This window comes from Streptomyces sp. NPDC002793 (assembly GCF_040295485.1).
GTDB lineage: Bacteria > Actinomycetota > Actinomycetes > Streptomycetales > Streptomycetaceae > Streptomyces.
Genome location: NZ_JBEOVL010000025.1, coordinates 18,753 through 37,847 on the forward strand (window position 1 = coordinate 18,753; position 19,095 = coordinate 37,847).

The 19,095-nt window shown below is 67.6% G+C and carries 20 protein-coding genes and 4 pseudogenes; 13 read left to right on the forward strand and 11 right to left on the reverse strand.

All coding sequences use genetic code 11. From position 1 onward, the window contains the following. The first annotated feature begins 109 nt into the window (after window positions 1-109). The 7 genes and pseudogenes from ABT001_RS23285 (at window position 110) to ABT001_RS36115 (ending at window position 4,287) form a co-directional block, all read left to right on the forward strand. Window positions 110-514 (forward strand): hypothetical protein, encoded by a 405-nt coding sequence (locus ABT001_RS23285; RefSeq protein WP_056791702.1) that lies wholly within the window; start codon window positions 110-112, stop codon window positions 512-514. 91 nt (window positions 515-605) lie between these two features. After that, window positions 606-2,010 (forward strand): annotated as a pseudogene (locus ABT001_RS23290) (IS30 family transposase). Next, a complete protein-coding gene (locus ABT001_RS23295) occupies window positions 1,994-2,305 on the forward strand; it encodes an integrase core domain-containing protein (RefSeq protein ID WP_351280677.1) in 312 nt (103 codons plus the stop codon). Before ABT001_RS23290 ends, ABT001_RS23295 begins: the two are co-directional and overlap by 17 nt. Before the next feature lie 41 nt (window positions 2,306-2,346). Further along, the gene (locus ABT001_RS23300) at window positions 2,347-2,718 is read left to right on the forward strand and encodes a hypothetical protein (protein WP_351280680.1); all 372 of its coding nucleotides are present in this window, start codon (window positions 2,347-2,349) and stop codon (window positions 2,716-2,718) included. A gap of 90 nt (window positions 2,719-2,808) precedes the next feature. Then, entirely contained in the window at window positions 2,809-3,387 is a 579-nt protein-coding gene (locus ABT001_RS23305) for a dienelactone hydrolase family protein (protein WP_351280683.1), read from the forward strand. A gap of 217 nt (window positions 3,388-3,604) precedes the next feature. Then, complete coding sequence (locus ABT001_RS36110) at window positions 3,605-3,910, forward strand: hypothetical protein (protein ID WP_502967510.1); 306 nt, start codon at window positions 3,605-3,607, stop codon at window positions 3,908-3,910. Window positions 3,911-3,918: 8 nt separating this feature from the next. Then, window positions 3,919-4,287, forward strand: coding sequence for a hypothetical protein (locus tag ABT001_RS36115; RefSeq protein ID WP_502967511.1), 369 nt, complete (start codon window positions 3,919-3,921; stop codon window positions 4,285-4,287). A gap of 50 nt (window positions 4,288-4,337) precedes the next feature. Here ABT001_RS36115 and ABT001_RS23315 read toward each other — a convergent pair. Then, window positions 4,338-4,736 (reverse strand): annotated as a pseudogene (locus ABT001_RS23315) (DNA methyltransferase); the annotation flags it as partial. Window positions 4,737-5,316: 580 nt separating this feature from the next. Between ABT001_RS23315 and ABT001_RS23320 the strand changes: the two are divergent. After that, window positions 5,317-5,496: pseudogene (locus tag ABT001_RS23320) on the forward strand (hypothetical protein); the annotation flags it as partial. Window positions 5,497-5,640: 144 nt separating this feature from the next. On the opposite strand, the gene ABT001_RS23325 reads toward ABT001_RS23320, so the two are convergent. The 4 genes from ABT001_RS23325 to ABT001_RS23340 all read right to left on the reverse strand — a co-directional run bounded on the left by ABT001_RS23325 (window position 5,641) and on the right by ABT001_RS23340 (window position 7,924). Continuing rightward, window positions 5,641-5,814 (reverse strand): hypothetical protein, encoded by a 174-nt coding sequence (locus tag ABT001_RS23325; RefSeq protein WP_351280687.1) that lies wholly within the window; start codon window positions 5,812-5,814, stop codon window positions 5,641-5,643. 373 nt (window positions 5,815-6,187) lie between these two features. After that, entirely contained in the window at window positions 6,188-6,442 is a 255-nt protein-coding gene (locus ABT001_RS23330) for a hypothetical protein (RefSeq protein WP_351280689.1), read from the reverse strand. A 236-nt stretch (window positions 6,443-6,678) separates the two neighbouring features. Next, window positions 6,679-6,858: a hypothetical protein gene (locus tag ABT001_RS23335; RefSeq protein ID WP_351280692.1), complete on the reverse strand. Its 180-nt coding sequence runs from the start codon at window positions 6,856-6,858 to the stop codon at window positions 6,679-6,681. A 298-nt stretch (window positions 6,859-7,156) separates the two neighbouring features. Further along, window positions 7,157-7,924: a calcium-binding protein gene (locus tag ABT001_RS23340; protein WP_351280694.1), complete on the reverse strand. Its 768-nt coding sequence runs from the start codon at window positions 7,922-7,924 to the stop codon at window positions 7,157-7,159. Window positions 7,925-8,258: 334 nt separating this feature from the next. Between ABT001_RS23340 and ABT001_RS23345 the strand changes: the two genes are divergently transcribed. Together ABT001_RS23345 and ABT001_RS23350 are read left to right on the forward strand one after the other, a co-directional pair. Beyond that, window positions 8,259-8,933 (forward strand): lytic polysaccharide monooxygenase auxiliary activity family 9 protein, encoded by a 675-nt coding sequence (locus ABT001_RS23345; protein ID WP_502967512.1) that lies wholly within the window; start codon window positions 8,259-8,261, stop codon window positions 8,931-8,933. A gap of 685 nt (window positions 8,934-9,618) precedes the next feature. Then, a pseudogene (locus tag ABT001_RS23350) lies at window positions 9,619-9,708 on the forward strand (IS5/IS1182 family transposase); the annotation flags it as partial. Between the two features lie 70 nt (window positions 9,709-9,778). Here the strand turns inward: ABT001_RS23350 and ABT001_RS23355 are convergent. The 5 genes from ABT001_RS23355 to ABT001_RS23375 form a co-directional block, all read right to left on the reverse strand. Further along, entirely contained in the window at window positions 9,779-10,141 is a 363-nt protein-coding gene (locus ABT001_RS23355; RefSeq protein ID WP_351280699.1) for a hypothetical protein, read from the reverse strand. Window positions 10,142-10,406: 265 nt separating this feature from the next. Continuing rightward, entirely contained in the window at window positions 10,407-10,772 is a 366-nt protein-coding gene (locus ABT001_RS23360; protein WP_351280702.1) for a beta/gamma crystallin domain-containing protein, read from the reverse strand. 441 nt (window positions 10,773-11,213) lie between these two features. After that, window positions 11,214-12,575 (reverse strand): FAD-dependent monooxygenase, encoded by a 1,362-nt coding sequence (locus ABT001_RS23365; RefSeq protein WP_351280704.1) that lies wholly within the window; start codon window positions 12,573-12,575, stop codon window positions 11,214-11,216. 5 nt (window positions 12,576-12,580) lie between these two features. After that, window positions 12,581-13,792 (reverse strand): FAD-dependent monooxygenase, encoded by a 1,212-nt coding sequence (locus ABT001_RS23370; protein WP_351280706.1) that lies wholly within the window; start codon window positions 13,790-13,792, stop codon window positions 12,581-12,583. Window positions 13,793-13,831: 39 nt separating this feature from the next. Beyond that, window positions 13,832-14,794 (reverse strand): zinc-binding dehydrogenase, encoded by a 963-nt coding sequence (locus tag ABT001_RS23375; protein WP_351280708.1) that lies wholly within the window; start codon window positions 14,792-14,794, stop codon window positions 13,832-13,834. Window positions 14,795-14,857: 63 nt separating this feature from the next. On the opposite strand from ABT001_RS23375, the gene ABT001_RS23380 reads away from it, so the two are divergent. Both ABT001_RS23380 and ABT001_RS23385 read left to right on the forward strand, forming a co-directional pair. Further along, the gene (locus ABT001_RS23380) at window positions 14,858-15,496 is read left to right on the forward strand and encodes a TetR/AcrR family transcriptional regulator C-terminal domain-containing protein (protein ID WP_351280711.1); all 639 of its coding nucleotides are present in this window, start codon (window positions 14,858-14,860) and stop codon (window positions 15,494-15,496) included. A gap of 493 nt (window positions 15,497-15,989) precedes the next feature. Further along, window positions 15,990-16,247, forward strand: a complete 258-nt coding sequence (locus ABT001_RS23385) for a hypothetical protein (RefSeq protein WP_351280713.1) — start codon at window positions 15,990-15,992, stop codon at window positions 16,245-16,247. Window positions 16,248-16,334: 87 nt separating this feature from the next. On the opposite strand, the gene ABT001_RS23390 is transcribed toward ABT001_RS23385, so the two are convergent. Then, window positions 16,335-17,189 carry a FadR/GntR family transcriptional regulator gene (locus ABT001_RS23390; protein ID WP_351280715.1) on the reverse strand — a complete coding sequence of 285 codons (855 nt, stop codon included), beginning with the start codon at window positions 17,187-17,189 and terminating at the stop codon, window positions 16,335-16,337. Window positions 17,190-17,295: 106 nt separating this feature from the next. On the opposite strand from ABT001_RS23390, the gene ABT001_RS23395 reads away from it, so the two are divergent. Continuing rightward, entirely contained in the window at window positions 17,296-19,029 is a 1,734-nt protein-coding gene (locus tag ABT001_RS23395; protein ID WP_351280717.1) for an IlvD/Edd family dehydratase, read from the forward strand. Window positions 19,030-19,095 lie beyond the last annotated feature (66 nt).

Genomic DNA, 19,095 nt, shown 5'->3' on the forward strand with positions numbered 1-19,095 from the left:
AGGATTATCCGTAAGGGTGCGTCCGGAACGAAACGCCGTGCGCACTCTTACGCACCAGCATAAGTAAACCTATCACCGCCTCAGGCGGTCCTGCTCAGGAAGCCGTCACATGCGCCAGGTCACCCCTCTCGGGTTTTTCAGCAGTATCTCCAGCCAGTCCCGCTTCAGCGTTAATGCGGAGGGCATCAAGAAACTCTCCGGACAGATGCCCGTACACGACTGCTCGCGCGTAGCGGAATACCTGAGAAGAGCTCCCGTGATCATCGCCCTCATGGGATATACGGAGGATGTCGTGGGCAAAAAGTTCGGCGTGATGGGTGGGTCCGCCCTTCACAGTGACGGCACCTACTACTGGCGTCGCGACACTGCCGAGTACGTGGAGACCTACAGGACGGGGCTCCCTTCTGGATTCATGGAGCACGGTGCGAGGATGCAGTGGAGCGTCCCCCATCTCAGCGATGCGGAAATTTTGGAGATCGATGATTTCTTCGAATCGCTTCGTACGCAGGGCTGAGTGGGAACGAGCCTGTTCCATCTGCCACCCCCACGGGCACCTGGCGGATTCAATCGGTCGTCGCAACACCTTCGTGAGCTGGGGGTTTGTGATGGGTGTGGGGAATCGGCAGCGGGCGGTGCGTGAGTATCGCGGGGAGATGCCCTCGCCAGGGCGGCCGAGCGTTGCCTGGCGTGAGGACCGGGTCAGGTTCTGGAAGGCGATCGCGCGGGGGCTGAGTTCGGTGGATGCCGCCGCCGTCATCGAGGTCTCGCCTGCGGTGGGGTCGCGGTGGTTTCGTCATGCTGGTCGGGGTGAATCCGTGCCTCGCCCCGACCGCCTCCGGCCGTTACCTCTCGTTCGCTGAGCGGGAGGAGATTGCTTTGCTGCGTGCGCGGGACTTCGGGGTCCGTGCGATCGCGCGGTGTCTTGGGCGTTCGCCGTCCACGATCTCGAGGGAGCTGAGGCGCAACGCCTCCACACGGAGTTACCACCCGGAGTACCGGGCCTCGCTGGCGCAATGGCATGCCGAGCGGCGGGCTCAGCGGCCGAAGCCGGCGAAGCTGGTGGCCGATGGGCGACTGCGCGCGTATGTGCAGGACCGGCTGGCCGGGAACGTCGTCCACGCCCTGGACGGCCGGGTCGTCGAGGGTCCCCAGGTGCCGCCCTGGCAGGGAAGGAACAAGCCCCGCCGTCAGGACCGCCGCTGGGCGACCTGCTGGAGCCCGGAACAGATATCAAAGCGGCTCACGGTGGACTTCCCCGAAGATGTGTCCATGCGCATCTCCCCGGAAGCGATCTACCAGGCCCTTTACGTCCAGGGACGCGGAGCCCTCAGGCGTGAGCTCGTCGCCTGCCTGCGCACCGGACGGTCGCTGCGTGTCCCGCGGGAGCGCACCAGGCAGAGCGTCCGCGGCCACGTGACCGCTGACGTGCTGATCAGCGAGCGGCCGGCCGAGGCCGAGGACCGTGCCGTTCCAGGCCACTGGGAGGGCGGCCTCATCATCGGCACCGGCCGGTCCGCGATCGGCACGCTGGTCGAGCGCAGTACGCGGTTCACCATGCTGCTGCACCTGCCCCGGATGGAAGGCTTCGGCACCGAACCACGCACCAAGAACGGGCCCGCGCTGGCCGGCCGCGGCGCCGAGGCCGTGAAAGACGCGATCACCGCCACCATCACGACCTTGCCCGAGCAACTACGCAGGTCACTGACGTGGGACCGGGGCACGGAACTGGCCCAGCACGCCCAGCTCCGCGCCGATGCCGGACTCCAGGTCTACTTCGCCGACCCCCACAGTCCCTGGCAGCGCGGCACCAACGAGAACACGAACGGTCTGCTGCGGCAGTACTTCCCGAAGGGCACGGACCTGTCGCGCTGGGGCATCGACGAGCTCCAGGCCGTCGCCTTCACCCTCAACAACCGCCCCCGCAAGACCCCCGCCTGGAAGACCCCAGCCGAAGCCCTCAACGAGCACCTACTATCCCTCCAGGAAGCCGGTGTTGCGACGACCGGTTGAGTCCAAGGAGTACACCTCGGCTCAATTCCGCGCACAAATAATAGAGTTGGGGCTACGGCAGAGCTGTGGACGCACCGGTTCGTGTTTCGACAACGCCGCAGCAGAGAGATTTTGGGCTCTGCTCAAGGAAGAGATCGGAACCCGGACCTGGCCCGACCGGGCCACCGCCCGCGCCGAAGTCTTCAACTTCATCGAGACCTTCTACAACCGCCGCCGCCTGCGCAAGCACAAGATCTTCGGCTACCTCACCCCGGCCGAGACCAGGCAACGGCATCAACATGCCCTCGCGGCATAACGAACGAGTGTCCAGGATCACGGGGAAACTTCACCGCAGCGATGACGCAGGCCAGCGAACACCAACCCCGCACACTCGCTGAACAGGACGACGGACGCGAGGCGACCTGGCGCGAACGTTCCCTGAACGCCGAGGACGCCCTCAAGGCCGCCCACACCGAGATCTTCACCCAACGCAACCGCATTGGTGCACTCTTCGGCCAGATCCACGACTTGGAAGCAGAATGGACCCAAGAGGCCATTCACCGGATCACCACCGAGAACACCACACTCAAGCAACGCGTCCGGCAACTCACCACCGACAACCGCACCCTCGACGAGCGACTGAAGGCCGCCCGCTCGAACCTGCGCTTCCAAGACCGGCGAGTCGCCTACCTCGAAGCCCGCCTCACCGAACCGGGATCACCGACCTGATCCTGCCCGGCCGCAGCCCGCGGATGTCAGCGCTGCGGGCCATACTCGTGCCGCGGCGCCACCCGGGCACCGCAGCACGAGGGGAGCAATATGGCTGAGGTGCTGGTCTTCCACCATGGACACGGGCTGACCGCTGGCGTTCGCGAGTTCGCCGAGCAGCTGCGACGGGCCGGACACACCGCCCACGCCCCAGACCTATACGAGGGGCAGGTATTCGACAGCCTCGAAGAGGGCGCCGGCTACGCCGAGAACACCGGGCTCGACACGATCACCGCGCGCGGAACCGCCGCAGCCGAGGGACTGCCTGCAGAGCTCGTCTACATCGGGTTCTCGCTCGGCGTCCTGCCAGCGCAGAAGCTGGCCCAGACCCGCCCCGGCGCAAAGGGCGCACTGCTGCTCGAGGCATGCGTCCCGATCTCGGAGTTCGGCAGCGCCTGGCCCCAGGACGTTGCGGTCCAGATCCACGGCATGGACGCAGATCCGTTCTTCGCCGGGGAGGGCGACGTGGACGCCGCCCGCGCGCTCGTCGAGACGGCAACGGATGCCGAGTTGTTCCTCTACCCCGGCGACAGGCACCTGTTCACCGACAGCAGCCTCCCGTCCTACGACGAACAGGCCGCAAAGCAGGTCAACCATCGGGTGCTCGGCTTCCTCGACCGCATCAAGTAGGGGACCAACAACCCGATCCTGTCCGGCTGACGACCTCGCGGCCCGTCCACCGTCCCGGTGGACGGGCCGTCCCATGAGACCACCCAGGCGAGGTACAGCAACAACCCCAACTCACCGTCGCGGACATGTAGTCTATGAGTCGTCGCAGTTCAGAGCCGGTTCACGAGCTCCTGCGGTCGGTAAAGTCGAGTTCAAAAAGGGCTCGGACAGCGGGGTGATGTCGCAAGCCGTCTCCTACCTGTCCTGGCTGGAGTCGGCGCACCACGAGTTCGAGGCGCTCGTGCTGAAGGTGCTGGGGGCAGAGGCCGCCGAGTCCGTCAACTGGCGTCGTCCGCGGATGATCTGCATCGCAGCGGGCTTCTCGCACCACGACCGGGTGGCGGTGCAGAGGTTGCCCGAGCGGATCGACCTGGTGCGCTACCGGATCTTCGACGGTGGCCTGCTGGGGCTGCTGCTCGTGGACTCCGCGTCCGGCTTCCCGAGTGCTGCCTCGTCTCGCCGGGTCGGGAGCGGGCCGCCGTAGTGGACAGCGTGCCCACGGCTTCGGTGGTCTCTCCGTCTGCGGGTGGCGGAGCGGTGCCGGAGTGCCTGCGGGACCTATACGCGGAGTTGGACGAGGCGCACACGGCGTGGGGCGAGGTGGAGGTGGCGTCTCTGCGGCACCACATCGCCTACCGGCGGTTGGTGAACGTGGCGTCGGTGATCTTCCGCCCGAAGCACGAGGCGATCCTGGTGTACCTCAGACTCGACCCGGAGACGGTCGAGTTGGAGGAGGGCTTCACCCGGGACATGCGCGGTATCGGACACCTCGGGACCGGCGACCTGGAGGTCCGCGTCGTCTCGGCAGCGGACTTGGAGAAGGCGTCGCCGCTGATCCGGCGGGCGTTCGAGGCGGCCTGACGTAACAGGAGGGGCGGCTGGTGCATCGGTTAGACGAGATGGCTCCAGCCGCCCTCCTTGCGGGGCCGGCTGGACGGCTTGATCCACGGAATCGTGCCGCTCCAGGTCCATCCCGCCATCTGCAGTGCGTCGGAGGTGGTCGGCTCCTGTCGCGTGTCGGTGAAGACCATCGCGACCGCGTGCTCGGTCGAGACCCGGTACGCCTCGGTGAGCAGTTCGGTGAGCCAGGAGCGGTAGGAGCGCTGGTCGCGGTTCTCTCCCGGGAAGTTGGCGAGGTCGTGCGCCGAGTTACTCGTGACGTACTTGGCACGGGCGGTACGGCCGGTTCGATCGGAGCTGGTGCGACCTCCGGAGTTGTACGGCGGGTCGGTGATCACCGCCTGGACACTCTCGTTCGGGAGGGACTTCAGGACGGTCAGGGCGTCGCCTCGGTGCAGCGTGTAGCTCATGGGGAGGGCCTCTCTTCGGGCGCGGCGGAGTCTGGACCTGCTCCGGGCAGCGCTCAACGGCGCGCGTCCGGTGGGAGGTTGCAGGGGAGGTTAACGGCGAATTTCGGCCGCACCTAACGAGGTGGCTCCCTGCTTCAAGCCCCCGGATGGCAGTCGTTTGGCGCGGCCGGAATCCCGGTCTACCGTCTCGCAGTGCCACCGGGAAGGAGCCTTGCTCCACCCCCGTTGAGCTGTGCCTATCCGTGCTGTCCCGTCCAATCGAGCAGCGTCGGAGGCATGTTGCCCATCTGCCCGCGAGCGCCATGAGGAGGCCCACGTGCACTGCCTGAGATTACGAGCGCGGCTGGCTGCCGCGCGTGACCTGAAACCGGCGTCCGGGAGCTACCAACTCCTCTGACCCGGGCCCGCTGAGAGGCGGATGCACATCGGCGCGGTGCCGACGGCTTTGCACGAGAAGTCGGCACCGCGTCTCCTTCGAACACCGAGGAGCCGCTGCGATGCAGCATGCCCTGACACACCCGCGCCCCGACCCACCTCCGTCGCATGGTCCGCACCGCCGTCGCGCTGAACGGCGGCGGCCGTGAAGAAGACGACGGGAGCCCTCGTCGGTCTGTGCGCCACCGGACCACTCCTGCTGGCACTGCCGATCCTCGGCATCGGTGCCGGGACCTCCTCGGCATCGTGCTCGACCGACGGTGCACAAGGTGTGGACGCCTCCGCCGTCGCCAAGCAGGTGAAGGCCATCCTGGACAGCGGCGACATTTGAGATGTTGCCTTAATGGCATCGTCACGCCCCATCTGACCTGCACAAATGCGAGTCGAGGCGGGTGTGACGGAGTCCCTGAAACTTCTCTGGGACTTTGAACCAGGAGCGACGGCTTCCGAACGTCGAACAGGCCGACCGTCACCGGGTCCCGTAGTCCTCGACCAGTTCGCCGATCAAAGCGAGGAGAGCATCAGCCCGGTTCCGGTCCTCACGCTGGTCGCGCAGCCTGCGGTCAAGCTCCCACAGGTCGGACACGGCGACCGGATCACGGCGCCGCACCGCGTCCAGCCACGGCGTGGTCACGAGATCCATACACGCGGTGAACAGGAGCCGGGTGGACGGGGCGGGTGGAGCCGGGGGCGGCGAACCCGGTGGTCACGTAACGGGCGGGGTCGGTCGATCCGCGCGAAGACCTCCCGGACGGACAGTGGGGGTCGCAGAAAGGCGGGCGGAGTCCTCGGGGTCGGCAGCCTCACCGGCGACCTGAAACTCGGCACCGACCAGCTCCTGGTTCTCCCGGTCGAACCGGAGCTCGTCAGGCGTGTCCCACAGCCAAGGCCCACTGCCGAAGGAGTCCAGAAGGAACGCGGTCGGCATCCCAGGCATCCATGCCGAGACGGCCTCCAAACCGAAGAGGACCGCCTCGCAAAAGGCGGTCCTCCAGGGTCGCATCAGGTGGATCAGTTCAGTCCGGTCTCCTCGCCCGCGCGGCGAAGTGGACCGGTTCGAGGGAGGATCCGGCTTGCCGGTCGAGGGCTTGGGACACCCCGACCGCCACCTTCGAGCAGACGACCCAGCTCACGGCAACCTCACTGCGCAGTCCGAGCACCAGCAGAGGATTCGGGCGCGGCCTGAGACAACCCGTGGCCGCGATCTTCTCCAGAAGGGCGTCGTCGGCCGACTCCAAGTCGAGACCACGAAACGTGCGGCCGATGTTCATCCTCTCCACCGCCTCGAACCGGATACCGATCGGCTCCGCGTCCTGCCCCCCTGGCCCGACAGGCTACGGACGAACAGTTGGGAGTGCCCGATGCCGTAGAGCCAGAGCTGGAAGGTCAGCGGGCTCGACCAGAGGACGTTCTTCCTGGGATTCTGTGCCTCACTCAAACGGGTGCCCCACCCTTTTCCCTTGCGGTATCAGGTCACTGACCATCTTGTCGCCGCTGCCGGCGCGGCTCACTTGACCGGGTAGCAGCGCTTGGTCGACGGGCCCGGCTCGGGCAGGGTCGGCACGGTGCACTCGACCGGAGCGTAATGGACGTCCAGCTGCGCGCCCGTCTCACTCAGCACCGCGGCGAGCCGGGACCGCTCGAAGGACGCGCTGTTGTCGCCGACCGCATCGGCCCGGTTGTCCATCTGCTCGCCGAAGAGTTCCGACGAGAGGCACCTTGACCGCGGTACCCACCCGGCCCTCGTGGACGACCTTCGACAGCCACAGGGTCTTGGAGTCGTCACCGTCGTCCAGGAACTGGTGGGTGAAGGACCATGCGTCGACGTCCCGGTAGTCCGTCGCGGCATTGTCGAGAGGAAGCGGGTGGGTCTTTGCGAGTCGGGGTCACCATGCGGTGATTCAGCGCCCGTGTCGCTGTTCGCGCCACAGGCCGGAGCCTTCGCGAATTTCGGTGCCTCGGAGCGTTCGGGCAGAGAGCGGCGGTTACGGCAGGACGATGTCGCGACCGTCCCCGCCGTCGAGGGTGTCCTTCCCGGTGCCACCACAGACGAAGTCGTCGCCGCCTTCCCCGTGCACCATGTCGTCGCCGGAGCCGCCGAGCAGGATGTCCCGGCCGTCCCCGCCCGTGACGTGGTCGTCGCCGGAGCCGGCGTACACGGTGTCGTCACCGCCATAGCCCTCGATCATGTCGTCGCCTCGGCCGCCCCACATCCGCTGGTTCTCGCTGTCGCCCATCAGGTGATCCATGCCATCCCCGCCGTGCAGGGCCGCGGGCCCCATGACCATGTCGTCCCCCGCGTCGCCCAGTACCGTGCGGGCGGTGTGGGCGTGCAGTTCGTCGTCGCCTGCGCCGCCGCTGACCGTGTTCATTCCGGGCGTGAAGGCGGCGATCGTGTCGTCGCCGTCGCCGAGAAAGACGTCGATCCCGTCGGGCCGTGCGCTGTCGGCGGGGAGTTCACAGACGACGGCGGTGGTGTCCTCGGCGCTGGAGTACGCGCAGTGCTCGCCCGGTTCCAGCGGGACCACGTCCCTGAAGCCGATCCGGCGAATCCCGTCGCTGGTGTACATCGGGTAGATGCTGAGGTCGTTGGTCTGGCCCGCAGCGGCGGTGAAGACGATCGTCTGGGTCTCCCAGTCGCCCTCGACGCGCGCCTTCGCCTCGGAGGCGTAAGCGGCTGCAGGGCCGACGGCGAGGCCCGCTGATAGCAGGGTCACGGTGACGGCGCTGACGACGGCTCGGTTCCGGTTCATGAGACCTCATCCCGGGGGGAGTGACGGTGGACCGATCTGCCCGGGGCCGCTCCGACCTGTTCGGCGTGGTGCTGCCGGGTACGGAGTGGACCGGGGAATAGAGGCAGTCTCCTCGGTTGGTCCGGATCTGCAAGAGCGCAAACCGACGCGGTGTCATGGCAAGCCGGTCTCCCTCCCGACATGACGGTGAGGACCGCCATCCGGCTCACGGCACACACTCCCTGCCCACCCGATTTGTGATCAACTTGGTTGGTTTTATTGACACTTCACGCGAACGTCGTACCGTTGGGAGCGCTCCCATCACAGCCTTGCCACTGGAAGGAGTTCCCCCCACATGCACCGCAGGATTCCGTTAGCCGGGCGTTCGAGGTCGTACCTCCGCCGCCCCCTCCAAGCATTCGTCATGCTGTTCGCCGTCCTCGCCGGCGCGCTGGCCTGGTCGACCCCCGCGCAGGCTCACGGCACGATCGTCGGCCCCGCCACCCGTGCCTACCAGTGCTGGAAGACGTGGGGCAGCAACCACATGGACCCAGCCATGCAAACGCAGGACCCCATGTGCTGGCAGGCCTGGCAGACCAATACCGACACCATGTGGAATTGGATGAGCGCTCTGCGTGACGGCCTCGGCGGCCAGTTCCAGGCGAAGACCCCCGACGGGGCGCTCTGCAGCAACAACCTGTCCCGGAACGCCAGCCTGGACAAGCCCGGGGCGTGGAAGACCACGACGGTCGGCAACAACTTCTCGGTGCACCTGCACGACCAGGCGTCCCACGGTGCCGACTACTTCAAGGTCTACGTGAGCAAGCAGGGCTTCGACCCCAAGACCCAGACCCTGGGCTGGGGCAACCTGGACTTCATCACGCAGACCGGCGGCTACGCGCCGGCGAACGACATCACGTTCCCCGTCCAGACCTCCGGCTACACCGGACACCACATCGTGTTCGTGATCTGGCAGGCTTCACATCTCGACCAGGCCTACATGTGGTGCAGCGACGTGACCTTCGGCTGAGCTCAGGAGCGCCACACATGACACCGGTCCCGGGCGGCGCCCTCGAAGCGCCGTCCGGCCGACTGAAAGGGAATTCGCGCAGTTCAGCTGCCGATTCCCTCTCATCGTTGCAGGTCACCGAGCTGACTGGCCTCTTCCGCGACACTTGAAATCTCTAGGCAAAGACAGCACGAGCCCCCTCCTGACCAGCACTTATGCAAGCCAGGAGGGGGTTCGGCGCGGTCTGGGGACCTTCTCAGGGACTCTTGGGTCGAGCCGGGAGACTGTCGGCTTCAGAGGCTGAGGACGGAATGCCCGGCGCTGCACGTGTCGGGCACGGGCAGAGCACCGGCGCTCCTCTCGATGTCAGGCCACTGGCCCCGGAACCCCGTCATGCCGGGTCAGAAAAAACGTGTGGAGCGATTCCTGGGAGCTTCCCACCGCGAAACAGTTGCGGACCTTGCCCAAGGAGTTCCACACCCGGCCGTCCGCATGCGTCGTACCCCGGTCGGCGTCCCCGAGGTAGGACCGCTGGTCGGCGTCGAAGTCGACCCACGTCGCTCCGGCCCGTCGGGCCAGGACCTCACCACGTAGGCTCCGCGGCCGGACAGCGCTTCGCGCACCCTCGCCTCTTCCACCCCGTTCTTGCGGACATCAGCCGTCGGATACGGAGTGGCCCCCCACGCTTCCAGCATCGCCGGCCTCGTTGGCTGCGTATCCTGCCGTACTCGACCTGCCTCACGCCCTGGTCGAGTGGGTAACCACGCTCATCGTCACCCGTACAGAGAGGCAACGCTGAGAGTGCTCACTGACAAGGTGATGCCGTTGTAACGCCGGTAACTGCAGGGCCCGTGCTCCAACGCCTGTCACGGTGCCGAACGTTTCCGCTGCAGTAACCAGGTCCCCCCTGTCACCACTCCCGTCACCAAAAAGCCCACCATCAGCGACATTTTGAATTCCTCCATCTTGCTGCCGTCGTCCGCCACAACCACCGACAGCGTCGTGATGACGACCGTGATCACTAGCCCAATGACCAGGTTCTTGCGCACCAGCGATTTCAGCAATTTCTCCTCGTTTCTCGACGAGTGCGCCGCAGTATCGTCCTCAATTTGACGGCACACCTGGGTTGTTGTCATCAGTTCGGGTCGATCAATACTCGGTGAGCACGGCCTTGCGTCGCGTTCTGTTACGGACGTTGCCGGCAGATCGCCCGGGCCGGTCAGCGACAAGCCCTGCTCCTTGCCCGCGGTGGATCGGTCCGGCCGGTGATGCGAGCACTCCTGTCCATGCCGACTGGGCATGGACAGGAGGACGTTCCTCGCCCTTTCCGACAATCAGGGGTTCTTCAGCACCCATCGACGGCGCGCGCCTTCCGTGAAGGCACTCTCGCGAAGGCGCGAGGCCAAGGCGGCCCGGTGCCGCACGACTTCACGCTGAAGGGGTACCGCTGCCGGGCAGCGGGGTGAGCGAAGCCGGCAGCGGCACGCCACTCCGTTACAGGATTTCGATCCAGTCGACGTGGGGCGGCCTGTTGGGGAAGGTGATGATGTAGTGCTTGGGGTAGGTGACGGTTGTCCCGTTCACGTCGTGGTACTTGACCCTGTTGTTTCCGGTGGAGATCTTGTCGACCCACACGGCGGTGCCCGGCCCGCTCGCTGCGAAGTTGTAGGTGCCCTTGTTGGCGAAGCAGAAGCTCAATTCGAAAGAGCCGATGTAGTCCTGGCCGTGCACATCGGCTCGCAGATAGTCGGACGGGCCGCAGTTGACCCTGTCGATGGCGTGTGCTGTTCCGGCCGGCATGACGACGGCCATGACGGCAGCCGCGGCTACTGGAAGGGCGAGACGCAGTTTCCTGTACATCCTCTGACTCCTATTTTTTGGGGTACCGACCGTCCGGCGAGAGCTTGTCGTGGCGCAACACAATTGACGGGCGTTTCGCCTGCCGGTATGTGATTTCCACGCTAAAAGCATGACCCTTTGATTGTCAACGGCGGTTTCTCGCAATGGTATTGGGGTTGCGCTGAGGTCGTGTTGGAGCCGCCGGTGGCCTGTGCTGGCTTCGGCATTTGGCGCGTCGGGGCGCGATGCGGCCGACCGATGCACGCCGAGTGAAAATGATGCCACCCGGCGACCTACGCTTGGCTTGTTGTCTTCACTTCTCGATACGCATCGCCCCAGGAAATACCCTCTTCTCTCGGGGGAATGACCGGGGGGACAGAAAACAAGGGCGAGCAGGCATGAGGTGCGAGACCATGACTGTTGACGCCAATAGGGATGTCTCCTCGTTATGCTGGTCCGATTTCAGCGGGCCGGGGTCAGGCTGCCGTGCACGAGCAGGAAGAGGTTCAGACCGAGCGTTCCCAGCATCATCGGCAGGGCCGAATCCGTCACGAGCGGGGGCGCAAACCCTCGGGCCACCACGATGCCCGCGGCGCACCAGGATCCGGCGTCACGGATCGTCCCTCGTCGGCGCGACGTGCCGGACGGCGCCAAGACCTGCGGCCCGTCCGCCTCCGTCGCCGGCTGGCGGCCGCGGATCCTGCGGGCCAGACCGACGAGGACCGAGCGCAGCACCTCGGCCCGACGGCTGGACGGGACGAACATCTGCTGCTTGAGCCGCGCGGTGCGCTGGTGCTTGGTGATGAACGGACGCAGCCCGGCCTCCCAGTCCTCCAGGGCGGCGTCGAGGTCGTCGGGGTGCTCCTGCAGGGCCGCGCCCAGTGCGGCGCCGCCGCGCAGCGAGGACGTGGCGCCCATGCCCGAGTAGAGGTTCATGCACCAGGCCGCGTCCCCCACCAGCACGACCCGCCTCGTACTCCACCGCGGCATCCGCACCTGGTGCACCGAGTCGAACAGGTGGTCAGGGGCCTCGTCCAGGGAGTCCAGGACGTGGCGCACCACGGGGTCGTCCATCGTGGAGAAGACCGCGCGCAGCCGCTCGACCCGCGACCCGCTGAACTGCTCCTGGATGTCCCTTGTCCGGTAGGTCAGCAGCGCGGTGGGCGCGTGGTCGGCGAGCCCGAACACCCACACCGCCCGCTTGTCGCGCGCGATGATGATGCTGTCGCTCGCCTCGTACGCGGGCACCTGCTCCTTCAGCTGGAAGGCGCAGATCATCGCGTTCCACGTGGTCAGGTGGTCCTCGTGCGGACCGAACACGATCCGGCGCACGCTCGAGCGCATCCCATCCGCGCCGACCACCAGGTCGAAGCTCTCGCGGTACAGGGCACCGGTGTCGGCGTTCTCAAGCAGGACCTGCACCTCGGCAGAACCCTCGGTGATCGCGACCGGAGTGGTCGCGAATCGCACCTCGATGCCCGTGATGCTCTGCCACAGCGCGGCCTCGATGTCGCCGCGCAGCACCGCTGCCGGCCCTCCGGGCTGGTCCAGGAACCCCAGAGCCGGCCTGCGCTTACCCCGACGGTCGACCGACCACGAGTTCGCGCCCGCCTCCCGTTCCGGGTTGCGGGTGTGCAGGTGGTCGGCGATCCCCAGGTCGACCGCGGCCTGCCGGCCCTCCGGGAACAGTCCGACGAAGTAGCCCCCGGTACGCCGCTCCGGCGCCCGTTCGACGATCACCGGCGTCCAACCGGCCCGGCTCAGCCCGATCGCCGCGGACATTCCCGCGATTCCGAGCCCCACCACCAACGCCCTCTTCCGCATGGCCGTCACCGCGCCGTGCCGGACAGGGCCGACGATGCGGTGTACTCCGCCGTCATCCGACGGTGGACGACCTTGCGGATCCGTTCGAGGACGAACGAACTCAGCAACTCGACCGGCCGGCTGGACGGGACGAACCTCTGCTGCTTGGCCCGTGCGGAGCGCTGCTGCCGGGTGATGTAGGGACGCAGGCCGGTCTCATAGGCCGCCAGAGCGGCGGCGAGGTCGTCGGGGTGCTCCTGCAGGGCCACGCCCAGTGCGGCGCCGCCGCGCAGCGAGGACGAGGAGCCCATCGCTGAGTAGGTGTTCATGCACCAGGCCGCGTCCCCCACCAGCACGACCCGCCCCGCGCTCCACCGGTCCATCTTCACCTGGTGTATCGAGTCGAACACGTGGTCAGGGGCCTCCTCCAGGGAGTCCAGGACGTGGCGCACCACGGGGTCGTCGTCCATCCCGGAGAAGACCGTGCGCAGTTGCTCGATCGCCGACCCGGTGAACCGGTCCGGGATGTCCTCGGTGCGGTAGGTCAGCCAAGCGCAGGGCGCGTGGTCAGCGAGTCCGAACACCCACACCGCGCGCTTGGGGCGCGCGACGAGGATGCTGTCGCCGGCCTCGTAGGAGGGCACCTGCTCCTTCAGCTGGAACGCGCAGATCATCGCCTTCCAGTTGACCATGTAGTCCTCGTCGGGGCCGAACACCATCCGGCGCACGCTCGAGCGCATCCCGTCCGCGCCGACCACCAGATCGAAGTCCTCGCGGTACTGCTTCCCGGCGCCGGCGTCCTCGAGCAGGACCTGCACCCCGCGGGCGCCCTCGGTGATCTCGACCGGAGTGGTCGCGAACCGCACCTCGACCGCGTCCTCGGTTCCGTTCGCGGCGATGCCCTGCCACAGCGCGGCCTCGATATCGCTGCGCAGCACCGATGCCAGTCCGCTGGGCGCGTCCAGCAGTCCCAGAGCCGGCTTGCGCCTGCCCCGGCGATCCACCGACCACGAGTTCCCGCCCGGTCTCCATTCCGGGTTGCGGGTGTGCAGGTGGTCGGCGATACCCAGGTCGGCCGCAGCCTGTAAACCCTCGTGGAACATGAAGATGTAGTAGCCCCAGGTTCGACGCTCGGGTGCCCGTTCGACGATCACGGGCGTCCATCCCGCCTGGCGCAGCCCGATCGCCGCGGACATCCCCGCGATCCCGAGCCCGACTACCAAAGCCCTCTTCTGCATGCCTCTCCCCTCTCTGATCACGATCGACTGGTGGACGGCTCAGTCCGGCACGACGACGACGCGGCTGCGGCCGGTGTGCGCCCATGCCTCACCGACCCGGCTCAGCGGGAACTCGGTGTAGGGCAGGTGCAGGGACCCGTCGGCGAACCGGGCCATGACCTCGGGCGCCTCGGCGAGCATCTCCTCGTGGGACACCGATCCGGCGCCGCTGCCGGTGATCCGGATCCGCCGGCTGCGCAGCAGGTCCGCGGGCAGCGATGCCTCCGCGCCCGCGAGCGAACCGATCTGCACGTAGGACGTGTTCGCCTCGGCGTCCTCGCCGCTGCGGCCCAACGCGGCGAAGGCCGCCTCGGCGACGGGGCCCCACAGGTAGTCCAGCACGAGACCGGGCGACGTCTCGGACACGGCATCAGCCAGAGCCTGCTCCAGGCCGTCGGGCCCGTCGTGGGCCAGCGACACGGTCGTCGCTCCCGCGCCGCGCAGCCGCTCCAACGCCTCCGGATCGCGCCCGGCGGCGATGACCCGCTCCGCCCCGAGCGCCAGCGCCCCCTGCACGGCGAGGCTGCCCGACATCCCCGTGGCGCCGAGCACCAGCACGGTGCCCAACGCCCCCAATTCCCTGCGCCTCGCGGTCAGGACCATCCAGCCGGACAGGGCGGGGTTCATGCCCGCGGCGATCGCGAGCGGATCCGCCCCCGCCGGAACCTCCGCCTGTAAGGGTGCGACCAGCCGCTCGGCCATCGTCCCGAAGGGCGGACGCGCGTACCCGGTGTAGACCAGTTGCCCGTCGTCGGTGCGGGCGACCGCGTCGATGCCCAGCACCAGCGGGTACCTCATCCGACCGCGGCCGTAGTGCTGCCCGGTGGCCAGCCCGCGCACGATGTTGTGCAGGCCGGCTCCGACGAGGTGCAGGGGCTCGGAACCGGGCGGGACTGTCGGCTCGGGGAAGTCGGCGCAGACGGGCGACGTAGCGGGGGAGGTGACGACTGCAGCACGCATCATGACTCTCCTTAACTAAGTTCAATGCTGTAGCCAGCCTGCCTGAACACCGTTAAGGTGTCAACCATGACCAAGGGCATCACCCAGGAGCGGATCGTCACGGCGGCGCTCGAACTCCTCGACGACCAGGGCATGGAGGCCCTCACCGTCCGCGCGCTCGCCTCCCGGCTGGACGTCCGCGCCTCCGCCCTCTACTGGCACGTGCGCAACAAGCAGGAGTTGCTCGACGAGATGGCCACCGAGGTCATGCGCCGCGTGGCCGGCGCCTTCGCCGCGGTCCCGCCGGGCGACGGGTGGCGCGACGACCTCGCCGCCTTCGGCCGCGTGCTGCGCTCGGAGTACCTGCTCCACCGCGACGGGGCCCGCATCTTCAGCGGCACCCGGATCACCGATCCGGACGTGGTCCGCATGAAGGAGCCGTTGTTCGAACGCTGGACCGCGTCCGGCTGGAAGCCCGCCGAAGCGGACGACGCCATCGACCTGGTCACCGCGTTCGTCGTCGGCTTCGTCATCGAGGAGCAGGAGAGGCGCCAGGCCGCCGGGACCGATCCGTCGCGCTACTCGATCGACCAGCGCGACGCCTGGCTCGGCGAAGGTGCGTCACTGGTCAAGGAGGCCGGGCACCTCCACGACGACGGCAACCGGCGGTTCGAACGGCACCTCGGCATGGTCCTCGACGGGATCGCCGCCCGGCTGGACGCGTGACTCGCCGGCGCCTGCGCACCAGCACCGTCGCGAGCACCGCGGCCGCGACGAGCGCCGGCTAACACCTCAGGACCCTCGCAACGTCTCCGACGCTGCAGGAACCGACTGGCGTCCCCTCAGCCATCCGGCCGCCCCGCCCGCGTCGGTAGTTGCCGACCGAGGTGCTCACCGAGAGCATCCGCGGCAGCCTCACTCAGCAGCGAGCACGCCGCACACTCCCTGTCGCATGATCAGCGAAGTCAGGACTGCCTTCAGTTGTCGAGGGGTGTGGAGAGGCGGTCGAGGACGTGCCGGACGCCGGGTTGCCGGCCGGTCCCCGAGCGATGGAGGGCATGGGCGCTCCGGTGGACCGGCACACGCAGCGTTCGGACTTTTCAGCAGCATCTCCGGCCAGTCCCGCTTCAGCGCCCATGCGGAGGAGATCAAGGAACTCTCCGGACAGATGCCCGTACACGACTGCACTCGCGTGGCGGAATACCTGAGGAGAGCCCCCGTGATCATCGCCCTCATGGGATATACGGAGGACGTCGTGGGCAAAAAGTTCGGCGTGATGGGTGGATCCGCCATTTACAGTGACGGAACCTACTACTGGCGTCGCGACACCGCCGAGTATGTGGAGAACTACAGGACGGGACTCCCTTCTGGATTCATGGAGCACGGTGCGCGGATGCAGTGGAGCGTTCCCGCTCTCAGCGATGCGGAAATTTTGGAGATCGATGATTTCTTCGAATCGCTCCGCACGCAGGGCTGACCCCGGGTCCACCGGCGGGATCGCGGTGTGACCGGTTGGGGTATGCGGGGCGTGTCGCCTGCGCCGACAGAACCCCATGTGCACCGGTCATGATCGAGGCGTCGGAGGAGCATCAGCCGGCCGTGGGTCCGCTCGATCGCCCACGGCTTCGGGGACCGAGGGGGCATCATCCGGGCCGAGCCGGGGGTGCGACGGCTTCCGTGTCGCGTCGCTCGGCTTCCCGGGGGACTGGGCGATCTCTTCTTCGGCGGCTTCGATGACGGCCAGTACGGCGGCGGCCGCGGCCGAGGGGTCGCGGGCCTCGACGGCACGCACGATGGCGCGGTGGCCCGGCAGTGAGGCTTCCACCGCGCCCGGGGTCTGGGTGCTGACGAGGAAGCTGTGTTCCAGCGCGATGTCGATGGCGCGGCCCAGCGAGCCGAGAAGAAGGTTGCCGCTGGCATCGAGCAGGGCCCGGTGGAAGCTGATGTCGGCCTCTACGTAGCCGCCGCGGTCGGATTCGGCCGCAGCGGCCTCCATGGCCGCCAGGCAGTCGTACAGGACCCGCACTTCGTCGGGATCGGCCCGGCCGGCAGCAAGCCTGGCGGCCTCGGGCTCGACGATCCGGCGCAGTTCACCCGTGTCGCGCAGCAGAGCCGTGGCGTCCCCGGCCTGTTTCCAGCGCAGCACGTCACGGTCCAGGTGGTTCCAGTGCTCCGGGGGCAGTACGCGCGTGCCGGTGCGGGGGCGCACGCGCAGCATCCCCTTGGCCACCAGTGACTTGACCGCTTCCCGCAACACCCCTCGGCTGACGCCGGTCTCGGCCGCGAGCGCGTCCTCGACCGGCAGCGGATCCTCCGGCGACCACGCGCCACCCACGATGCGCCGCCCGAGTTCGTCGACCACCCGCTGATGCATGGTCAGGAAGTGCACCACGATCTCTGCTCGCCCCCTGGACACCATTCATCGAATCATTTAATGATTGCCTTACCAGGGTAAGGCCTGTGGGCCCTCACCCCGAAAACGCCCATCGCGCAGCGGACGATACCGAAGCCACGGGAGTGCCTACATGACCGACGGCCGCAAGACGAGTCGCAGCCAGGCCTGGTTCGGCGCACAGGGGCGCAGCGGGATGCTGTACCGCTCCTGGATGCGCAACCAGGGGCTCGGGCACGAGGTGTTCGACGGGCGTCCCGTCATCGGCATCGCGACCAGCGCATCCGAACTCGCCCCGTGCAACGCCCATCTGACACACGTCGCCGAAGCCGTCAAACGCGGCGTGTGGCAGGCGGGCGGCCTACCGCTTCAGTTCCCCACCATGGCCACCGGCGAGACCCTTATGCGCCCCACCGCCATGCTGTACCGCAACCTCATGGCCATGGAGGTCGAGGAGCTGATCCGGGCCAATCCGCTCGACGGTGTCGTGCTCCTGTCCGGCTGCGACAAGACGACCCCCGCCATGCTCATGGGCGCTGCCAGCGTCGACCTGCCCGCCGTCATGGTCACTGGCGGGCCGATGCTCAACGGCAAGTACCGGGGCCAGGACGTGGGGTCCGGCACCCACGTGTGGAAGTTCGAGGAGGACCTGAAGACCGGCCGGATGACCGAGGAGGAGTGCTTCTTCGCGGAGGGGTGCATGGCCCGTTCCAACGGGCACTGCATGACGATGGGTACCGCCTCGACCATGGCCTGCGTGGCCGAGGCGCTCGGCATGCAGCTGCCGGGCTCGGCGGCTTGGCCCGCGGTCGACTCCCGGCGGATGGAAACGGCGCAGGCGGCCGGACAGCGCATCGTACGGATGGTGGGGGAGGATCTGCGCCCCTCGCAGATCCTGACCCGGGCGGCGTTCGAGAACGCCATCCGGGTCAACGCGGCCATCGGCGGTTCCACGAATGCCATCATCCATCTCACCGCCATCGCCGGACGGGTCGGCGTCGAGTTGAGCCTGCAGGACTTCGACGACCTGGTACGCCCGGTTCCTACCCTGGTCAACCTGATGCCCAGTGGCAAATACCTCATGGAGGACTTCTGCTACGCGGGTGGCCTGCCGGCCGTCATGGCCGAGCTGATCGGTGGCGAGCTGCTGCACGGCGGAGAGATCACGGTCACCGGACACACCATCGCCGAGAACACCGAGAACGCCGAACGCATCGTCTCCGACGTCATCACCGGTCTCGACGCCCCCTTCCAGCCTGCGGGCACCGGGATCGCCGTCCTGCGCGGCAACCTGTGCCCCGACGGCGCTGTGATCAAGCAGTCCGCCGCGTCACCGCACCTGCTCACCCACCGAGGTCCCGCGCGCGTCTTCGACTCCCCCGAGGCCTATCACGCGGTGGCCGACGACCCTGAACTCGACGTCGACGAGAACACCGTCATCGTCATCCGCAACGCCGGCCCCAAGGGCTATCCCGGTATGCCCGAGGTCTCCAACGTCCCGCTGCCGGCCAAGCTGCTGAAGGCCGGCATCAAGGACATGGTGCGCGTCTGCGACGGTCGGATGAGTGGCACCGGGTACGGGACGGTGATCCTGCACGTAGCGCCCGAGGCCGCCGTCGGTGGCCCTCTCGCCCTGGTGCGCGACGGGGACCCCGTCGTCCTCGACGTACCGAACCGCACCCTGGATCTGGACGTGGACGACGCCGAGCTCACGCGACGTCGGCAGACGTGGAGGGCACCCGCTGAGCGGTATTCCAGCGGCTACGCCTGGCTCTACACCCAGAACGTGGAACAAGCGGACCGAGGAGCCGACTTCGGTTTCCTGCGAGGAAGCCGTGGTCACGAGGTCCCCCGCGACTCGCACTGAGCCCGCCCCGGGCGACCTCACCCCTCGGAACCTGGAGAGCACTGACCGTGGAACCGGAAACAACGC